The organism is Chryseobacterium sp. AG844 (assembly GCF_003182335.1).
GTDB classification, from domain to species: Bacteria; Bacteroidota; Bacteroidia; order Flavobacteriales; family Weeksellaceae; genus Chryseobacterium; species Chryseobacterium cupriresistens.
Genome location: NZ_QGTV01000007.1, coordinates 106,779 through 125,235 on the forward strand (window position 1 = coordinate 106,779; position 18,457 = coordinate 125,235).

The window sequence follows — 18,457 nt, forward strand, 5'->3', positions numbered from 1 at the left end:
GATCTATTTTTTCAGGAGTAGATTACAGATTTTTTTAAGGCTGGAGTTTTCTTTCCAGTGGTTTAATTTTTCAAGTACTTCTTTAGGAACCAATGAATGATTCAATGCCAATACTTCATGGTAAATTTCCAGAATTCTTTTCAGATTGGTAACCGGTTCTTCCATTTGAAGTACAATATTGGTAATCAATTCCTCGAGAGCAGTATTATGATTTTTACTTACATTCAGCATGTGATGCTGCATAAGATCTGTCAATCTTTTCACCGGTGCCCACTCCAGTTTTTCGTGCAGACCAATCACTCTTCCCAGCCTTGCGTTATCCATCATCTGACAGGAAACATGTTCAAGCCAGATTTCAGCAGCAGTTCCTCGGATGGTTTTATCACCATCCAGGAAAATAGTCCCAAGAAACAGATAACCAATTTCATCCAGAGGTTTCTTAATCTGATACAGTGTATTGGCAGTATTCAAAACAAGGTTTCTTTCAAAAACTTCTGCAATTCCTGAATAGAAAAGACAGTACTTGATTACTTTCGCCAGAGCATTGGCAGGCGTATTGGGAAAGCACAGCATCAGTGCAGGAATTTCATTAAGTTCTTTCTGCTCTGCTACAAAATATTCCAGAAACAAAGGTTCTTTTCTTTTTTCAAGATGATATTTTGGAATCGTAATATTCAGCTCTACCGGATAGTATGAGTTTTTCTTATTGTCAATGGTCTTCCATTGGTAAGTCCCTGAAAAGAATTCCACAGGAATATTTTCATATCCGAAACTTCTGAATTCTTCAAAAACAGTGTCAGGTGAACGTGTAATTCCGGCTGTCATCCACCATGAAGGGTGTATAAACTTTCCTTCCGGTTTTTCATTTTTACCAAAGAAGAAAAGCAGTAATTCTCTATATTCCCCTTTTAGTCTTTTCTCTGTTTCTGCAATAGCTTCTGAAGTATTATCCAAAGCACAGCGCTGCAGGGCCAGCTGGATATCCAGATGATGAGGATCTGTATTACTATTCTGATAATTCTCCAATCTCTCAACAAGAGTCACAGGGGAAATCCAGCATGGTGCGTGGGTGATAGGAAATAACAAAGGCAGTTTATCCCCGGATTTTATTTTTTCAACAGCATATACAGCAATCTCTTTAAAAGCCTGTCTTGCAGGACAATCTGCTCCAACATCTTCTATCGGACCTAATTTCTTCTGATAATTGGAGTAAGACTCTCTTGTCATTTCTTCCTCCCTTGTTTTCTGGTATATTTTTTCCAGATTCTTTAACTGAACCGGATATTTTTCCATTAAAGCCAGCCCATAATTGATAATAGCATTGCACAGCAAAACATTCAGATAAGGAACTTCCCATTTTGCAATGGTTTTACAGGCCTTTAAAAATACAGGCTCCATCAGTTTCACAGAATCTTCATCCACATCTCCGGCAAACCTGATAAATCCCGTCAAAGCAATATCACAATGATAGCTATACGGATCGTCCATTGCCAAAGGCAGATAGAACATCAGATCTTCAAAATTCTGAAGTACCTGCACTGCATTTTCATCTGCAGCCAGTAATCGTTTTTCCGAAGCTATAGCTTCCAGTTCCGGTTGTTTTTCTTCAATATATTTTACTAAAAGCGGACGTACATTCGTCAATATATTATCTGAATAGTGAGAAAGTGCCTCAATCATATTTTCTGAAGCCGGTATGTATTTAATAATGATCTTTGCTGCTTTTGACTGTATGCCATCATCTTTACTGACAAACGCTGTACTTAAAGCCACTCCGAGCATATCCGGATCCACCTTCTTTCTCTGAAATATTTTTTCAGTAAGTCCCAGACTGGAAACCACCACTGTTTTTACCTCTGAGCTCAGCAAATTCGGAAGGTAATGCGAAAATTCTTCATTTTTAAATTCAGCAGCCCCAACAATTTTTTTCAGGTGGGATAATATCGTATTCACGGCTTTTGACTGTGAAGAAACAAGGCCTGCAAGCAGTTCATCCTGCAGATCAGATAATTCTTCTTCCGTTGGTTTTAATGATGTAAAAGCATCCATAAACCAGCCCGTGACATTTTTATTAAAGTTTCTGTTGGAAGCCAGAAGGCATTCTTTCAGAAATCTTTTCCTTTCAATTTTCTTCTCAGCAATGAGCTTTTGAACAATGGGAAACCATTCTTTACGGAAGGGTAAAGATTTGGAAGGAAATTCACATAAATACCAGAAATGTGTATTCAGTGTTTCAGGATAACGGTCAAGATCAGCTGGATAATTACTCAGGTGATGTCCCAATAATTCAGGTTTGGGCTGTACATATCCTTTCTCTGACCATCCTAAAATATCTTTATAATTGAAGGCTGTAAATTCTGCTTCAACGGATTCATTGATAAAGTCTGAAAACCAGTCCGGGCATCCCCATTCCAATATCTGCTCGGTCTGTTCTGCATTGCGGAAAAGGCTCCAGTAATTTTTACCAAAATTCTTTTTGTCCATACATACAAAAGAAGCTATATCTATAATGGAATGCTGGTTCACAGATCCTGCCGTGTGGTAGGAGTTTTTAGTCATTACAATTTTACTGATCTCACGGTCCATTTTCTTGATAGAGGGTATCAGTGTTTTCCTTTCTTCAATGCTAAGCTCTTTTAGAAAGGGAATAATCTCATGTACTTTTTCCTCATTAAGGATCTCATAAAGTCTTTCTTTCATGGGCTTTAATTTGATGTATAAATTTGTTTCAGGTTATTCATTTTTTTCCATTCTTCAGGCAGTTTGATAATAGCTTTCTCTGGTTCAAACCCATTATACTTTAACAGTTCATGATAGAGCCCGTATTTTTTGTTATTAAAAACCGTTTTCCCAGCTGCTGAAAGAATGGATGTCAGCAGTTTTCCTTTATATTTATTAAAATGATTTGAAGACCGTTTGTTAAAAAGGGTCTCAAAAGCCGTAACACAGGGAGTTTCATATTTATTAAACAGTCCCGGAGACAGAAATAAATAAGGCCTCTCCATGAAAAGTAAATTCATCTTCATTTCAACATTTAAAACTTTTTCAAATCCTTCACTACAACATTAATACACAGTATTTTATAACAGCAGTTTTTTCCTGTGAAAACAAAGTCTTTAAAACAGGAAGTCCTATATAAAATTGTCATCAGTCCATCATCTTAAAGATCCGGACAAAAATTGAATAAATTATTTATAAAAAATGTTTTCAGGGACGTAACTTTTAAAGAATCCGATGGCAAAATCAAATGATATCTTGTCTATCCGGATTTTTTTTGTACTGATGACCTGCTTTGCAGCCAACAACAGTTTAAATATTTTACCTCAAAACTTTCATTACCAAACATCCATTTATTCTCATTGGCTAAAATAAAAAAAAATGACTGACAGACAGTAAATTATCCCATAAAAGTGATTTTTTTAACAAATATTAAGTTAATAAAACAATAGTTGGTAAAGCTCTCAGCAGAATAAAAATAATTCCCTGTTTAAAGATATAAACTTAAAAAAATTAGCTAAAAGCTCTATATTGTGATGTTTACACAACATTTGGTGTCTTATTTTTAGTATTGATGATGGCTTACAACAAAATTATCTTACCGAACCGATACGTTAATTTTATTTAAAATAATAATTACAGCAGCATTCCACTCCGTTACATTGTACAACAGAAGATTCAAGGTTTTTGCCATTATAAGAAAGAAATGAGCGATATAAGTTTATAGTTGATTTCCAACAAAATCACATTTTAAAACAAAAAAAAGGTGCCTCAAGCCAAATGATTCGACTTTTGAGACAACCTACCCCTTTTATCTGTTTATTTCAGTATTTAATAATTCTTAAGGCACCAATGCAGAATCTTTGCAATGTTTTTGGCGTCGTCTACACCTCTGTGGTGGGTACCTTCTAAAGTCATACCCAATTCGCCCAAAGCTCTGTTCATTCCGACACTTTTCCTGATCGTAGGATGAATTTCACCAAATAATGTCTTCACATTGATGTGGTCATCACTCATGGGATAATCTGTGTAGAATCTTCTTGCCTGGTTTTGAAGCATGTTCAGGTCATAGTTTCCGTAACTTGCCCATGTCAGTTCTTCGGAATCATACTCTGCCCTCAGGATATCGAAAGCATCATCCAGCATAATGCCTTCATGATCCAGCATATTTTGGGTAATTGTAGTCAATTCCGTACAGAACGGACTTACTTTTGAATGCTGGGGTTTTACTAAAATTCCTTCATTTTTAGAGATCTTACCCGTTTTTGCATTCATGATGCATACCCCTATTTCGATGATCTCACTTTCCTGACCTCTTGGCGGCCGGTTTTCCCAACATGTTGCTTCAAGGTCTACTATTAATATATTGTCTGTTGTTTTCACTTGTTTAAAATTTAATTGTTAAAGATTGGAAGAGGGATTCGGGAAGAGGGAAATTTGAACAGTGTCTTATTTACTTCCAGCCTCCGGCATCAGTCTTCCAGCCTATTATCATTTACAGAATCTTACTTAAAATTCTGGCTGTATTATATGCATCGTCTGCTCCGCTGTGATGGGTGCCTTCAAAACTCATATTCAAATAACTTAAAGCTCTTTTAAGCCCTATTTGTTTATGTAATTTGAAATGTCTTTTAAATTCATGCATCACATTCATATAATTTTCTGAAAAAGGATTGGTTATCCCGAGCCAGTCACATTGTTCTATGATCTTATTATACATAAAAAAGTTTCGGCAAAAAATTACCGAAACTATACTTTAAGAGTCATCAACTCTTCTTTTATAAAATCAATGACTAAAGAATTCAACTTTTTGTTGATTCTTTTCTGCTCTTTTTTTTCAATAGCTGTAAAAGCTACCGGGAAGTCTTTATCGAAGTCTTCTAAAATATCCTGCGCAAAAAGGCCAATCACTTTACCTATCATTTTAGGCTCGAATTCACCGATTTTGCTCACCACATTATTCAGTCTGTTGGCTGTAGCATATTTTTGGATTTCCTCCCAGATCTCCTGAGCTTTTTCACTGAAATGAACCTGTTTCTGAACAGTTTTCGCTTGTTTTTTAACCATTTTCGCTTTTTCGACCCATTTTTCATTCTTGTTTTTCAGAATGATTCTGGCTCCGTTTCCAAAATATCTGGTTTTCAAGGTCTTTATGATGGTACCTTCACACCTATTGTTCTCTAATTCAGGTAGTCCAAGCCATGCCGGAATTTTTGAATTGAAAACATTAGGGAATTTCAAAGCTTCCTCAAGACTTCCCTGAAACAAAATTTTTGCATAGAAAAATCCTGTCTCTTCAAAAATCTGATTGACCACTTCTGTATCCAAATAGGTAACTCCATTCAGTTTAATATCGAAAGCGTAAAATTCGTTGTGAGGGGCATATTCAATACCTTTCTGTACTTTCACAGCATCTTTTACGGATTCTACTTCTTTATGTTGGTAACCGCCACCGAACAATTCACCGTAGATCACTACAGTTTCAACCTCCGGGTGGATGGTCTTTACTTTCTGAAACACTTCTATCACATTATTTCTGTAGCGTTCCAACATCTGATGGGCATTGAAAAATTTTTCATCTTTTTCGATGAAAGCAGTTCTCTTCGCGATTTTAATTTCCTTTCCGTCGGTAAAGAAAGAGAAATTAGCGCCGTGAACTTTTTCCTGTACGATGAAAACCTCATCCCCAAAACCCTGCATTCTGATCTGGTCGATCACGCGGGTCTGGTAAGCATTTTCTATAGCGTTATATGTTTTAAAAATCATTCTGTTTAGTTTTTAATCATTTCTGATTCGTTTTTCTGCATCTGGGTAATATGCCTTTGAGCATGGAGTGACAGAAAATAAATATATTCATATACATTAATTTTCCCTAGGTCATTTACTGTCATTGTCGTTTTATACAAGAGTCCTTCGCCATTTTTCATTACCTCAAGATAGTGTACGCATTGAAGATATTGTTGGCTTATTAAGCTTCGGATTTCATCTAAGCGCAATTCTCCTCTCGGTTCCATGTGATTGGGTCTTATCCATTCAAAAGCACCATATTCTCCTACTTTGTCAAAATTTTCTTTATTGAAACTGTAGTTTTTTATTTCAGATTCCAGATCAAGATCTAAAGAATTCTTCATTGCTTTTTTGGACCCTTTTTCAATAAGGATGAGCAGATAAAAATTCGTAAGATAAATGTGCTCTAAAATCTGCTGAATCGTCCAGCCTCCGTTTGAAGGCTGATGATTCAACTTTTTTTTATCTTTTTGAAACCATCCGTCTACATTATCAAACGTGAGCTTCAGATGTGCTTTTATATCTTCAATAAATCTAAAAATGTCCATTACAATTCTTTAAAGTTTTGCAGCAGGTTTAGGATATTTTCCTTTCCTACCGGATTCATGGAGTGGCAATAGAATTTCGGAAGGTCCAGATAATGATCCATACAATATTCTACCAGCCATTTGGCGCAGTCGTATCCTGTTTTCTCAACAAATTCCTGAGAATTCTGTTTCAAATAGTGTTCGTCTGCAAGATCATGGTCAAAAGATATCATTTCCGAGAGTCCTTTTTCCAAGATCCTGTTGACAAACTGTTCGTAATTCCGAACAATGTGCCAGTCACTTCTGAGGAAAATATCCTGTTGGGTATAATGATAAGCCTCGATCGGGTATCTTATATCATCCAGAAATAATAATCTTTTTGTTTTTTCCATTGTTTAATTTTTTAATTTGAAAAATAAATGTTTAATGCTTTAATTACACTTTTCACATTCGTGTTCGGATAAAATCCGGAACTATTGATACAATTTATTTCCACTATTCTCCAACCTTCTTCCGTTAAACAGATATCCATTACAAAAGCTTCTTCAAGATTAAAAAGCCTGATCATTTCATTAGCGAAGCTTAATCCATCTTCTGAAACTTTTTCTTCGAAAGGAACACTATCATTAAATTTATAATACCCGGCATCAATAATTTGTCCGCCAACGATCCAAAGTCTTGCTTCTTTTATTGTTCGTTTTACTTCGGAAACCTGTATCAATGAATGTTCATTAATTCTATTATTTTGAGATTCCAGAGCTTCAAACACAAAATCCTTCCATTCGTTTTCTGAAAATACTTTTCCTGTAAAGATCTTTGCTTCACTATAAGGTTTAATGAATTTAACCTCACCTTTCTTCCAGTTCAGCTGCTCAGAGATTCTATGAACAGAAACATGATGATTAAGGAGATTTTCACCATAATATTTTGAATATACTTCATACAGATGATTTCCTCCGTAAAAAGAACCCGGAAACCAGTCTGTATTCTGTTTTGCCAATCTTGCAATTGTCACCGAACCGTATACAAAAACATCTTTTCTATCTGTTTTGAACTCTATTTTTTCTGCCGCTGGAGGAATATTAATTACATCATAATCAATATTCAGTTCTTCCAATGCATCAAAAATTTTATAGTGATCCGGATCTAAATAGACATTAGCCTGAATTAAGAAATGCATGGTTATTGGTTTTAAGGTTCTTTTATTTATTTTTTTGGATGAAAACTAAAAGCCTGATAAGAGAGGTTATATTCATACTGTTTAAAACTTCTATTCCTTCCATCTTTCTTACACCATCATATCAGCACAATTGGAACTAGCGAAGGCAAAAGGCTTTGCTTTAAACACATATCCCATTCCCAAAATATATCCCATAGCATCTTTCAGTGCTACATTGGATTTAAAATCCGGGTCGGTATTAATATCTGCGTGTACCTCCATTTCCACACCATAAGCATCCAGCACAGAACAGATCGCGTATGCAATTTCAACGGATTTGTTGACTTCATTCAGCATTCGCTCCTTGATACTGATACTCTGTATTTCTCTTTCTTTTCTGATAAAGGTAAACGCTCCTTTTCCCTCACGAATAAACACTACTGCCGTAGCATAACTGATGGCATCTCCGTATACGTGGGAGTCTGATCCCACACATACTTTCAGACGGTGTCCGTTGGCCTGTTCGCGAATGATGGCTTCTTCTACCAGCTGTGTGATAGAGTGCTGGAAAATTTTTCCACTCATATTCTGCCATGTTTGTTGTTGCGTTTCCATTTTTTCTACATGTTTTAAATTTTGTTTTAAATTAATTTCTGAATTGTGAATCGTCAATTAGTTTTCACTGTCAATATTTTTAAATTCATTTGCAAAGCAAAATTCATATTGACTATTCACTTTGCACTCCGAACCGGACTTGAACCGATACCATCAGTTTTGGAGACTGAGATGCTATCATTACACCATCAGAGTAAAATTGTTGATTCATTAGGACTCGAACCTAAACTCCAAGAATCAAAATCTTGTGTGCTGCCATTACACTATGAATCAATTTCATGAGTAATAAGTAATTGGTAATGAGTAATATTAGAAATCAGTCAGGTATCAATGATTGTTCATTGCTTATTACTTATCATTCATGTTTTTGCGGAACAGACAGGAATTGAACCTGTACCTTTAGTTTTTCAGACTAACGTGCAGACCTTCTACACCACTCTTCCGGATTTTATAAGTAATGAGTAATTGGTAATATGAAAATCTGTGACTAGCATTATTACTCATTGCTCATTATTTATTATTTATATTTTGGTACGGGAAGAGGGATTCGAACCCCCAAAAGCTTGATCCTAAATCAAGAGTGTCTGCCATTCCACCATTCCCGCAGTTTTTTTAAGTAATGAGTAATATTTTCTATTTTCATCATTACTCATTGTTCATTACTTATTACTCATATTCTGTACCTCTCCCCAGATTCGAACTGGGACTTTACGGGGTTTAAAGCCGTTTTCTCTGCCAATTGGAATAGAGAGGCGTTATTTTATCAGTAATGAGTAATATGAAAATTTATGGTTATTACTTATTGATCATTGCTCATTACTTATGTCATGGTAGGTTTGAGAAAGCTCTGTCTGTTTATAAATTATGCCTGCTAGTATTTGTAAAGATCTTCTGCTCTTGACAAACCTTTCTCATTTCCTAATGTATTTTGTTTAAAAAAGTAAAAGGCCGTCTGTTTTTATTGACTAAAGATCTTCTGCGCTCGACAGTCCTTTTTTCTCTTTTCTTTTTTTGTGTGAATGATAACTGGCCAATTTTTAAAAATAATCTGAACTTTCATGGTATTAAATCAATTCAATATTGACCAGTTATTCACATCCAGTACTCTATAAGGGAATCGAACCCTTGTTTTCTGCTCGAAAGGCAGGCGTCCTCACCGTTAGACGAATAGAGCGTTATCCACAAACCAGGAATCGAACCTGGACAACAAGAGTACATTTCCTGCATGCTTCCATTACATTATCTGTGGTTGGTGGAAGTAGTAGGATTCGAACCTACTCAGCAATGAAGCAACAGATTTACAGTCTGCCCCGACTCTCCAACTTCGGCGTACTTCCGGATTTTTTTGAGCAATTAGTCATGATTAATAAGTAATTCCTCATTTTCCTGTTAAAAAGAAAAGGTCTGTCTTTATATTGAATGTTTGGTTAAAGATCTTCTGCGCTCGACAGCCTTTTTCTTTTATTAATAAAGGATATTCTTTACTATAGATGATAAAAAATCATTGATAATAGATTCTTATATTTCCTATAGTTTTTACTTTGAGATGGCTATGGGATTCAAACCCACTCAGTTGACACAACGATTTTGCAGACCGTCCCGACTCTTCTACTTCGGCGAACCATCAGATTAAAAAATAAAGTCTGTCTTCATTTATTTGATAAAGAACTTCTGCGCCTGACAAACTTTATTTTACCTAAAAATTTATAAATGATATTCTTTAACTTTTAATTCATCCGGAGAGAAGAAAAGCCTGTCTGTATTTTTCGTGTTTGGCGTAAGATCTTCTGCTCTCGACAAACTTTTACTTTTTCTCCTGAAACAATTAACAATTAGTTACCTGCGATTCTGGAAAGACTCGAACTTTCAACTTCCGGTTTAACAGACCGGTGCTCTGCCATTGAGCTACAAAATCATTGTAATTCCGGAAGGACTCGAACCTTCAACCTTCGGTGTATCAGACCGACACTCTAACCACTTGAGCTACGAAATCATTTGTATTCCATAAGGGAATCGAACCCTTGTCGTTCGGTAGAAAGCCGAATGCACTTACCTCTATGCTAATGGAACCAATTGTCTGGAAAGCAAGATTCGAACTTGCGACCTCCCGCGTCCAAGACGGGTAAACAACCACCGTTATCTTTCCAGCTTTGGGGTTCACTTCTGTTTCTTTTCCGGGAGACAGCCGGATGGGAAAGTTTCCATGAACCTTTTTGTGATTCCGAGAGGACTCGAACCTCTAACCCTGGGTTTAGAAAACCCATGCTCTATCCAGTTGAGCTACGGAACCGTTTTTGTAATCCCAGAAAGATTTGAACTTTCAACCCCCGGTTTAAAAGACCGGTGCTCTAACCGATTGAGCTATGAGATTATTTTAAAGTCGTGAATAGTCAATAATCAATTCGCTTCGCTTGTCAATTTTAAAATTCACATTCTTTGTAATCTCAGAAGGACTCGAACCTTCAACCTTCGGTGTCGTAAACCGACGCTCTATCCAATTGAGCCATGAGATTTTCTCCTTTGGGTATCTCCGGGGATCGAACCCTGTTCTCCGGTTCCACAGACCGGCGCTTTACCAAATAAGCTAAAGAAACCATAAAAAAAGCGCCTCTTTTCGGGAGGCGCTTCATATATTTAAACGTAAAAGATCATTAGCTGACCCACGTATATAAGCACCTTTTATCCACAATTTCACTATCAAGAATACATGCAACACCTGTCGGTTCCTGTCCGAATAGTCTTGAATATTGATTGAATATGTTGTGTAACTGTTTCATTTTATTTTTGTTTGTTTCTAAATTATTTTTAACTGAATCCTGAAAACCTGTTGCTTTCAATTTTCGGTTGCAAAGTAAATATGAATTTTTGGAATCCGCAAATAAATTTTCAAATTAAAATACTGATAATCAATTTGTTAGGCGTTATTTTTAGCATAGAGAATTTCTGTCCGCAATATTTTGCAGATATCTTAATTACCTAAATGACTGTCTCTCACCGGGTTGCTTATCACTCTATTTTATCGTATTAAAGTTTCATTGTTAATTAAAAATTTTTCATGTTTATGGTTATTTTTTTTCATTCTAAATAATTTCTGACCTAAAAAACAAAAAACGCCTCGGTTTTCCGAGGCGTTTCTGTTGTATTTTGATTAATTTTTTACGGGTTTACAGTAAATAATTTCCAAAGTCAGCACATCTCGCCTCATTCCATATCACCTCATCATATCCGAATAATCCTTTGTTAGAAGGACTTTCGCATAGTTCTGCATTGATATGTGCTCTTTGTATTGTCATAATTTTCTGGTGCAAAGATAAATCTTTTTTGATATTATTTTATAATATTCACAATTTCGGGAAAGTTTTAGATAAGCAAAGGGATGTAAAGGAATCAATTAAAAATTGATTTGATAAAGCTGAATTTTCTTTAATTTTTAAATTCTTGAATCTTTAAAATTTAATTCCTGAACATTTTATTTCTTGCTGTTTTGAATCTCGAAATGTCCTTTAGAATCACGTCATCACCGGGATTAAAATATTTCAGTTCATTGACAATTTCTGAGCGTGTATCTACTTTTTCCGCGATGATTTCATAGGCTATATTTCTGATTGCGGCCTGTAATTCCGGATCTTTCTTGAATTCATACTTCATGGCTTCCAGGTAAGTGATCTTTTTATGATCCGGAGTTTTCTCATACAAGTTCTTTATTTCTGATTCCAGCTTTTTAACATCAAAAATATTGGCAAAATAGTTATTCAGACAGTTGAAGGCATCTTTATCCTCATCCCATCCCTTCAATAATATTTTCTGTGCCTCCTCCGGCTTTTCCATTTTCTTACGGTATACCAAAGAAGCTTTCACCATCTGATTATTTCCTGTATAATCATCTGCAACGATCTGATAATAATAATGGGCATTTTTAAGATCGTTTATTTCTTTGTAAAGATCTCCTACTTTTTCTTTCTGCTCCATTTCTTTATAAAGCTCAATTGCTTTTTTATGTTGTTTTGCCTTTTCATAGCAAACCGCGGCATCGGATTTATTATTCAGTTTTTTAAGATATACTACCGCTGCTTCATTATAAAGCCCTCCATTTTCCAGTGTTTTTGCACCTCTGTAATTATCCTGCAGCAGGTTCATATAGACTCTTGCTGCCTTTTTGTAATCTTTTTCGGCAATGTATTTTTCGGCAAGCTCTTCATATTTACTGCGAATTCTGTCGAAAAGTGAATTTTCCAGATAGAAACTGCCGCTTCTGCTTCCTTTTCTTCCTGCGGAATTTCTGTTGTTCTGCTCTTTATCTTTTAAAGAAGTGATCACCAGAAGAATGATGAAAGCAACCACCAGAAAAATGGCTAATGTACCCATCACACTCCAGAAGCTTTCATGGAATAACTGGGCAACAATTCCGACAACCTTAAACATCGCCAGCAGCACGAATGCTGCCATGAATTTGTCTATAAATTTCTGTCTATTCATCATCATCGGATTTTAAAATGGTTTTATCTTCCCTGAAAAGACGATAAAGGAGCAACAACACACAAATTACCAGAACCCACACAAACCAGTTGTATCCAAACATTTTGACCAGCGGATAAAATAAGTACACAAGCATGGCTACAAGGATAGCAATTAAAATAACCTTCACCCAGACAGGGACATTATCACCACCCACATTCAAAGATTTATTTTTAAACAGGAAAGAATACAATCCTACTCCCGCAATCATCAGAATCACCATATACAGGATGTCCGAGACAGGAGCCTTTTTTTCCAATGGTGTACCTTCCGTACCTATTGCCTTTACTTTAGCTTTGTCAATGGACGCCGAAGACGGATCCATCATATCTAACGTCCCGTAAAGTTTCCCTAATGAATCAGCCATTAACGCCTTTCTCTTTTTCAGAAGATATTTTACAACATCACCATTCACAGGCTTTCCTTTGGTGTATTGCTTTAAAGAATCTGAAATTTTACGTTTCAGGTTTTCTGTTTTCTGTTCTAGGTGTTTTGTAATTTTTTTGGTGTAAATGATTTTAAGAGAATCTCTGCTCTGTTTTTCTTTATTGACAAGCTTTTCAATATCCTTTCCAATTTCGCCGACCTCTCTGCCGCCAGCTTTTTTATAATTCTCCTTGTCTTTTTTTGTTTTGGATTCTATGATTCCGGCGTGAATAAGTTCCTGGGATAATCCTTTTCTCTCCCGATGATACATTGAATCTATCTTCAGATCAATTTCCGAGGTTCCGGACTGGAAAGCAATCATATCTGAGGGAGCTTTTACCGCATTGCCAGCTATTTTTCCTGAAGAAGGCATGTTTTCTTCCTGTACAGAATTACTTTTATCAGAGGGCAAGGCAACCCTTAACACAATCGCTGCAATAATGAGCGCCCAGAATACTCTGCGGAAATTTTTTGTTCCTGCACTTTCATTCTTTCCATTGGTGCCCCGGCCAAATAATACTTCCAGCCATGTAAATTTAGCAAAACCATCTCCCCGGGAAGTTCCCATAACATCAAGAGAAACACCTAGTTCTACTGCGCGTTCGGGATACTTTTCAATATACTGTAAATATTTTTCTATTTCTTTTTTGTTCCCTGCCATTACTTTTTTAAGGTCAAACGGCAGGTTGTTCATCCATTCTTCTTCGGTTTGTTTGGGCTGTAATGCTTCCATAACCTGTTCATCATCCACTTCAACCGTATAGCTTTCTATTTTTTGAGGAATTGAAACACCATTCAATGGCTTTCTAATGGTTTCTTTGATCGTTTCCGGCTGCTGAATCAGAGAAAGCCAGTCGATTTCTTCAGACAGTTTTACCAGTCCGAATTCAGGGTGCATAATCAGAAACCGGGAATCAAGCTGAGCCCAGTCTTCGGTGTTTATTTTAGGATAAAAGATGGTATTTTCCGGAATGAAAAGTCTGTCGTCCACACTTTGAAAGTATGCGTTTCTGCCTATTTCCTGTGGGGCATGATCTTTAAAAACAAGAAAACAACCATACAGCACATTGGGATGATCAGCCGGAACAGCAAAAGACTGTACCTGATTTAAATGAATTCCCAGCGTTTCCATTTCCTGAAGCCACACCACTGGCGAAGAGCCTCTGATCAGAAGTCCTTTTTTAGGATAGCTGTTTTTCGGGAAAGGTTTTATTCTAAGCTCCATAATCCACAATCTGTTCTATAAACGGTTTTAAAAACCTGTCACACATATCATCCATTGTCCTTACTTTCAACAGGGCATGTTCCGGAAGATAATATTCTGATCCTCCAAATTCTGTATAGGTAGCCAACGAGAGAAATCCTCCCAATGTAGAAGGAATGAAGAATTCTTCAATACTCTTGTTACTGCTTCGGAAAGTCAGCATTCCCCGTGAATCGGTAATAATTTCGCTTCCATCAGGAAATGTAAATTTATTTTTATTCTGCTCTGCAAAGATTCTGATATCATATTTATTCTTAGAAAAGTTCAGCGTATTTTCAGAAGCACTGTATAATTCATTTCCGGAAACGACCAGATTTTCATGCTGATTAATTCCGATTTTATTGAAATTATTGATGATCTTCAATCCGCTTCCTTTAAGCTTGGCGACTTCGGCTTCGGCTTTTATATTATTTTTTTCAAATTCTTTCTCTTTTCCGGTAATAGGTTCTACGGAAATATTTCCATCAATATTAATTTTGTAATGGGTAACATTATCAGGATGATGGAGATAAAAATTCCGTCCGAAGTAAATCAGCTGAAAATATTCCGGAATATTCATTCCTGTAAGGTTTTGGTCGGAATACTCTCCTGTATTAAGATTTAACTTTGAAATCAGTTTCTGATCAGACTGATACTGACACAAAATAAAGTGCTGCTGCCTGTTTTTTGACAAGGCAAACTGTCCCTTGGGTTTTATGGAAATTTTATCAAACAACACTTCGCAGCCATGATGGGTTTTATAATAATCATAGGAATGTCTGTCATAATAGTTATCAGAAAGATAAGTCTTCAGCAATTGTTTTTTTGAACTCAGAATGAAAAACTCTCCGTCATATAGAAACTTAGCAATCTTATTAACCGGTGCCGGGAACAAGATCGGATAGTTTTGCGGAAGATCTGTTTTCTTTCCGTTAAAATTTTGAACGGATTGTTTTTGCTGCGGCGGATTGGCCCACAGTTCCTGCAATGGAAGTTTTATTTTCTGGATATGCTTTCTTGCTCCTTTGTGATGTTTGTAAAAATTGATTTCACCATCCGAGGCTGTCGTTACCAAAAACTTCAGCTGGTCCCTGTTCTGATGTACAACCCGTTGAATCTTCTCATCAGCCATGTTATCCTGATGGGTAATGAAGAAAACTTCAATATCCTTTTCTGAGTGATTTTCATTAAAAAACTTCTCCAGTGCTTCTGAAACTTCCAGAACAGCACTTACCTGATTAAGATTTTCCACTACTTCTTCCACTTTGTTCAGCGCAATGGGAGTAGCTGCCTGTCCTAAAGCGAAGATTTTACATTCAGAATGGGCTTTGGGATGTTTTATAACCGCTATTGCTGAGGCATACGCTAATACTTTTGGAGTTCCCCAGTTTCTGAGGGAAGTGTCAATAAGGATAATTCTTTCAAAAATATTTTCTTCAGGCGGAATTTCTCTTTGCATATACAATGCCTCGCTATTCGCAACACGATTCATAAAGACATCATCTTCGTTGGCAAATTCGGAAAGAAGCATCCGGTGAAAATCACCTTTGTTGGTCATATCAGAAATTCCTCCGATAGGCTGTTCACCGGGAGAAAGATGGCGCATTGGAATTTTCAGCCCGCTCCATATTCTTTTGATCAGGCTTCCTATCTGAAAGGTCTTTGGCTCATCAGTCAATTCTTTGATAAAATCTTTATCTGTATCTGCTGTTGTTTCTTCTTCTACTACCTCATCATCCAGTTCCGGCTCATCAACCAGGCCTTTCATGGCGTCAATGACAGACTGTACTGTAGGAAATTTTTCATTCAGATTTAAGGCGCTCAGATCTTTGTTGAAAGCTATTGAACCTTCGTCTTGTTTTTCTGCACTGATCGCTAGTTCCTGCGGTCGTTTATAATAGATCTTTAAATAAATATCCGCATGAAGAGAGCCCACCCTGTTATGACTATTGCTGAACAAAGTCTGGAGCAATACAATTCTGTTCTGTTTCTCCTTATAAACTTTGGGTAGTGATTTTATTTTTTCAAGGAATTCAATTGGCTTTTCCGCGTTGAACTCAAAATCTTCACCGCTATAAAACTCAGCTGTACGTCTTAACGGGCCTGCAAAGTCCGTATATCCATCCTGCATCGCATACAAAACCATAAGCAATGCCCCGAACGGAGGCCATCCCTGTGGCTGAAGCTCTTTCAGTATCTCCATTAGATAAGGCCTGTAAGCTATGGCTCCTACTCCGGGAATGGAGAGGAGATTGTTTTCATGATAACCGGAATCACCGGGAACATCTTCATCAGTTTTCCATTCCCAAAAATAATTTTCATAGGACTGGAAATAAGCCTTTAATTCCATTCTCTTGATTTTTCAGTAAGGCGGAATGAGCTTACGGATAATGGACGAAAATCTGTTTCTTTTATTGAAAGATAATTCCCATTTCCATCCCACAGCAGCCATCCTTCCTCTTGATTATATTTTTGCTGCAACAGTGTGCTTAGGTTTTTAAATTCAAAATCCAGACCTGCAGGCAATAAATGTCTGTCCTTCGTCCAGTAGGTCTTTCCGGGAAAGCTTAATAATGGAGTTCCCATAAACAGGGCTTTATCGCCCAGAACTGTCCATTTTATTTTTTCAAGCTTAAACTTCGGTAACGCAGCGATACTTTCTTTAATATCGGCAATGTTGCTCAGCAAAGCGATAACCGGATGTTCTTCATTGCTTTCTTTTAGTTGTATCCGAACCTGTTCATGAATCCCAAAATAGTTTTGGTTTGAAGGTGGAAAACTAAGCTGCAATGCTTTGTCTATCGGAATCCAGAGCAAAGCTGTCCGTATTTTTTTACTCGGAACCAAAGCCTCTTTTCTGAATAAAAGCCCATCACGAAGTTCATACAGAATAAAGTCCGGCAATTGTTGTAGCTCCGGAGCTGCTGCCTGTTCATCGGTAAAGCCTTTCAGCCAGACCGTATCTCCATCCATGGCAATCAGAATATTTTTCCAGTCTCTGAGGGAACCCAGAAAATCTTCATCAGAACGGGGGAGTTCTGCCCGGAATTCTTTTAAACGCTTTGAAGAATCTTCTGCCATAAGCTTTCAATTTCCTGCTGAATATATTGTTTCTGTTCCGGATTTCTGATCCAGTCGCAACGGGTCTGCAGATATCTCAGTTTATCTTTAATCACATTTTGCTCTTCAAAGCTCAGCATTCCGCCATCCCATTTCTCCACCAGAATTTTTACGTCTTTCATGACTTCTTCAGGATTGGGAGTTTTATTCTGCATAGCCTGAGGATGAGAATCCGGATGATTATCTTTCTCAATCGTTCTGTTGATAATTCCTTCCAGAATTTCAATCTGTTCTTCTGTATCCCAGATATGTTTCAAAACCCATAGATCGGAAAGTACAGCTTCTTTTCTTCCACAGATCAGTGCACTTGCAGCGATCAGATTCTGAAGTTTCACCGCTCTACGGTCGGAAATGGCAATACCTGTATTTCTAAGGTTCATAATGGTATTCAGATAGACTTCATAGATGGGTTTCAGATCTATTATTCTGCACAGCTTCTGAAGTTGTCTGATCGCATCAGCATGAATTTCCGGAATTTCCGTTTCTTCTTCATTTTCCAGCTTTCTCCCTGCCAGAAGAACTTGCTGCAAAAGTTCAGGATTCACATAGTCTACACTGATTCTTACCAGAAAACGGTCAAATAATGCATTCAATGCTTCATCTTCCGGAAGAACGTTACTTGCTCCCACAAACATCAGTGCAGGTAAGTGCTTTGTTTCTTTTCCTCTTTTAAAAATCTTCTCATTGAGTGCCATCAAAAGGGAGTTCAGAATAGCAGAATTGGCATTGAAGATCTCATCCAGGAAAACCATGGAAGCCTCGGGCATCATTCCTTCCGTATTGGTAAGAAGTTCCCCTTCTTTCAGTTTTCTGATATCAAAAGGTCCGAAAATCTCGTTGGGTTCTGTAAAACGGGTTAATAAATATTCAAAGTTTTTCCCGTCTTTCACTGTTTTTGCCAGGGTTCTGACAATGGCTGATTTTGCAGTACCCGGAGGACCGTATAAAAAGGCATTTTCTCTTGCCAAAAGGCAGATCCCCAACAGATCTACGACATCATTTTTGCCTACAAAAGTTTCTTTTACGTAGTTTAGAACTGTATTAAGCTGATTTATATTCTGGTTCATT

Annotated in this window: 15 protein-coding genes and 15 tRNA genes; all 30 read right to left on the minus strand. The window is 36.9% G+C overall.

What is annotated here, in order from left to right; genetic code table 11:
- Positions 1 to 3: 3 nt before the first annotated feature.
- The gene (locus tag DEU40_RS09265) at positions 4 to 2,700 is read right to left on the minus strand and encodes a DUF6493 family protein (protein WP_110009585.1); all 2,697 of its coding nucleotides are present in this window, start codon (positions 2,698 to 2,700) and stop codon (positions 4 to 6) included.
- A gap of 5 nt (positions 2,701 to 2,705) precedes the next feature.
- Positions 2,706 to 3,026 carry a hypothetical protein gene (locus DEU40_RS09270; RefSeq protein WP_110009586.1) on the minus strand — a complete coding sequence of 107 codons (321 nt, stop codon included), beginning with the start codon at positions 3,024 to 3,026 and terminating at the stop codon, positions 2,706 to 2,708.
- An 802-nt stretch (positions 3,027 to 3,828) separates the two neighbouring features.
- Positions 3,829 to 4,380: a 3'-5' exonuclease gene (locus tag DEU40_RS09275; RefSeq protein ID WP_110009587.1), complete on the minus strand. Its 552-nt coding sequence runs from the start codon at positions 4,378 to 4,380 to the stop codon at positions 3,829 to 3,831.
- Positions 4,381 to 4,492: 112 nt separating this feature from the next.
- Positions 4,493 to 4,717, minus strand: a complete 225-nt coding sequence (locus DEU40_RS09280) for a hypothetical protein (protein ID WP_110009588.1) — start codon at positions 4,715 to 4,717, stop codon at positions 4,493 to 4,495.
- A 29-nt stretch (positions 4,718 to 4,746) separates the two neighbouring features.
- Entirely contained in the window at positions 4,747 to 5,763 is a 1,017-nt protein-coding gene (locus DEU40_RS09285) for an RNA ligase, Rnl2 family (protein ID WP_110009589.1), read from the minus strand.
- 5 nt (positions 5,764 to 5,768) lie between these two features.
- A complete protein-coding gene (locus tag DEU40_RS09290) occupies positions 5,769 to 6,332 on the minus strand; it encodes a DinB family protein (RefSeq protein WP_110009590.1) in 564 nt (187 codons plus the stop codon).
- Positions 6,332 to 6,703 (minus strand): cyclic-phosphate processing receiver domain-containing protein, encoded by a 372-nt coding sequence (locus DEU40_RS09295; RefSeq protein WP_110009591.1) that lies wholly within the window; start codon positions 6,701 to 6,703, stop codon positions 6,332 to 6,334. Before DEU40_RS09295 ends, DEU40_RS09290 begins: the two co-directional genes overlap by 1 nt.
- A gap of 11 nt (positions 6,704 to 6,714) precedes the next feature.
- Positions 6,715 to 7,491, minus strand: coding sequence for an ATP-grasp domain-containing protein (locus DEU40_RS09300; RefSeq protein WP_110009592.1), 777 nt, complete (start codon positions 7,489 to 7,491; stop codon positions 6,715 to 6,717).
- A 108-nt stretch (positions 7,492 to 7,599) separates the two neighbouring features.
- The gene (locus DEU40_RS09305; protein WP_110009655.1) at positions 7,600 to 8,085 is read right to left on the minus strand and encodes a ribonuclease H-like YkuK family protein; all 486 of its coding nucleotides are present in this window, start codon (positions 8,083 to 8,085) and stop codon (positions 7,600 to 7,602) included.
- A gap of 124 nt (positions 8,086 to 8,209) precedes the next feature.
- Positions 8,210 to 8,280, minus strand: a tRNA-Trp gene (locus DEU40_RS09310).
- A 7-nt stretch (positions 8,281 to 8,287) separates the two neighbouring features.
- A tRNA-Gln gene (locus DEU40_RS09315) sits at positions 8,288 to 8,358 on the minus strand.
- A gap of 97 nt (positions 8,359 to 8,455) precedes the next feature.
- Positions 8,456 to 8,528 (minus strand) — tRNA-Phe (locus DEU40_RS09320).
- A gap of 86 nt (positions 8,529 to 8,614) precedes the next feature.
- Positions 8,615 to 8,690 (minus strand) — tRNA-Leu (locus DEU40_RS09325).
- A 75-nt stretch (positions 8,691 to 8,765) separates the two neighbouring features.
- Positions 8,766 to 8,839 (minus strand) — tRNA-Leu (locus tag DEU40_RS09330).
- 348 nt (positions 8,840 to 9,187) lie between these two features.
- Positions 9,188 to 9,259, minus strand: a tRNA-Glu gene (locus DEU40_RS09335).
- Positions 9,260 to 9,335: 76 nt separating this feature from the next.
- Positions 9,336 to 9,422: transfer RNA gene (locus DEU40_RS09340), tRNA-Tyr, on the minus strand.
- Positions 9,423 to 9,928: 506 nt separating this feature from the next.
- Positions 9,929 to 10,000: transfer RNA gene (locus DEU40_RS09345), tRNA-Asn, on the minus strand.
- A gap of 4 nt (positions 10,001 to 10,004) precedes the next feature.
- Positions 10,005 to 10,078: transfer RNA gene (locus DEU40_RS09350), tRNA-Ile, on the minus strand.
- A 5-nt stretch (positions 10,079 to 10,083) separates the two neighbouring features.
- Positions 10,084 to 10,155 (minus strand) — tRNA-Glu (locus DEU40_RS09355).
- Between the two features lie 6 nt (positions 10,156 to 10,161).
- A tRNA-Pro gene (locus DEU40_RS22400) sits at positions 10,162 to 10,233 on the minus strand.
- A 68-nt stretch (positions 10,234 to 10,301) separates the two neighbouring features.
- Positions 10,302 to 10,375 (minus strand) — tRNA-Arg (locus DEU40_RS09360).
- Between the two features lie 7 nt (positions 10,376 to 10,382).
- Positions 10,383 to 10,456: transfer RNA gene (locus tag DEU40_RS09365), tRNA-Lys, on the minus strand.
- A gap of 68 nt (positions 10,457 to 10,524) precedes the next feature.
- Positions 10,525 to 10,598, minus strand: a tRNA-Arg gene (locus tag DEU40_RS09370).
- 8 nt (positions 10,599 to 10,606) lie between these two features.
- Positions 10,607 to 10,674 (minus strand) — tRNA-His (locus tag DEU40_RS09375).
- Between the two features lie 575 nt (positions 10,675 to 11,249).
- Positions 11,250 to 11,378, minus strand: coding sequence for a penicillin-binding protein (locus tag DEU40_RS09385; RefSeq protein WP_171006277.1), 129 nt, complete (start codon positions 11,376 to 11,378; stop codon positions 11,250 to 11,252).
- 160 nt (positions 11,379 to 11,538) lie between these two features.
- The gene (locus DEU40_RS09390; RefSeq protein WP_110009656.1) at positions 11,539 to 12,561 is read right to left on the minus strand and encodes a hypothetical protein; all 1,023 of its coding nucleotides are present in this window, start codon (positions 12,559 to 12,561) and stop codon (positions 11,539 to 11,541) included.
- Positions 12,554 to 14,251, minus strand: coding sequence for a hypothetical protein (locus tag DEU40_RS09395; protein WP_110009595.1), 1,698 nt, complete (start codon positions 14,249 to 14,251; stop codon positions 12,554 to 12,556). Before DEU40_RS09395 ends, DEU40_RS09390 begins: the two co-directional genes overlap by 8 nt.
- A complete protein-coding gene (locus DEU40_RS09400; RefSeq protein WP_110009596.1) occupies positions 14,241 to 16,619 on the minus strand; it encodes a hypothetical protein in 2,379 nt (792 codons plus the stop codon). The genes DEU40_RS09395 and DEU40_RS09400 overlap by 11 nt, the downstream gene beginning before the upstream one ends.
- Positions 16,610 to 17,350, minus strand: coding sequence for a hypothetical protein (locus DEU40_RS09405; RefSeq protein WP_110009597.1), 741 nt, complete (start codon positions 17,348 to 17,350; stop codon positions 16,610 to 16,612). Before DEU40_RS09405 ends, DEU40_RS09400 begins: the two co-directional genes overlap by 10 nt.
- On the minus strand, positions 17,323 to 18,456 hold the full coding sequence (locus tag DEU40_RS09410; RefSeq protein WP_110009598.1) for an AAA family ATPase: 1,134 nt from the start codon (positions 18,454 to 18,456) through the stop codon (positions 17,323 to 17,325). The genes DEU40_RS09405 and DEU40_RS09410 overlap by 28 nt, the downstream gene beginning before the upstream one ends.
- Position 18,457: the final 1 nt, after the last annotated feature.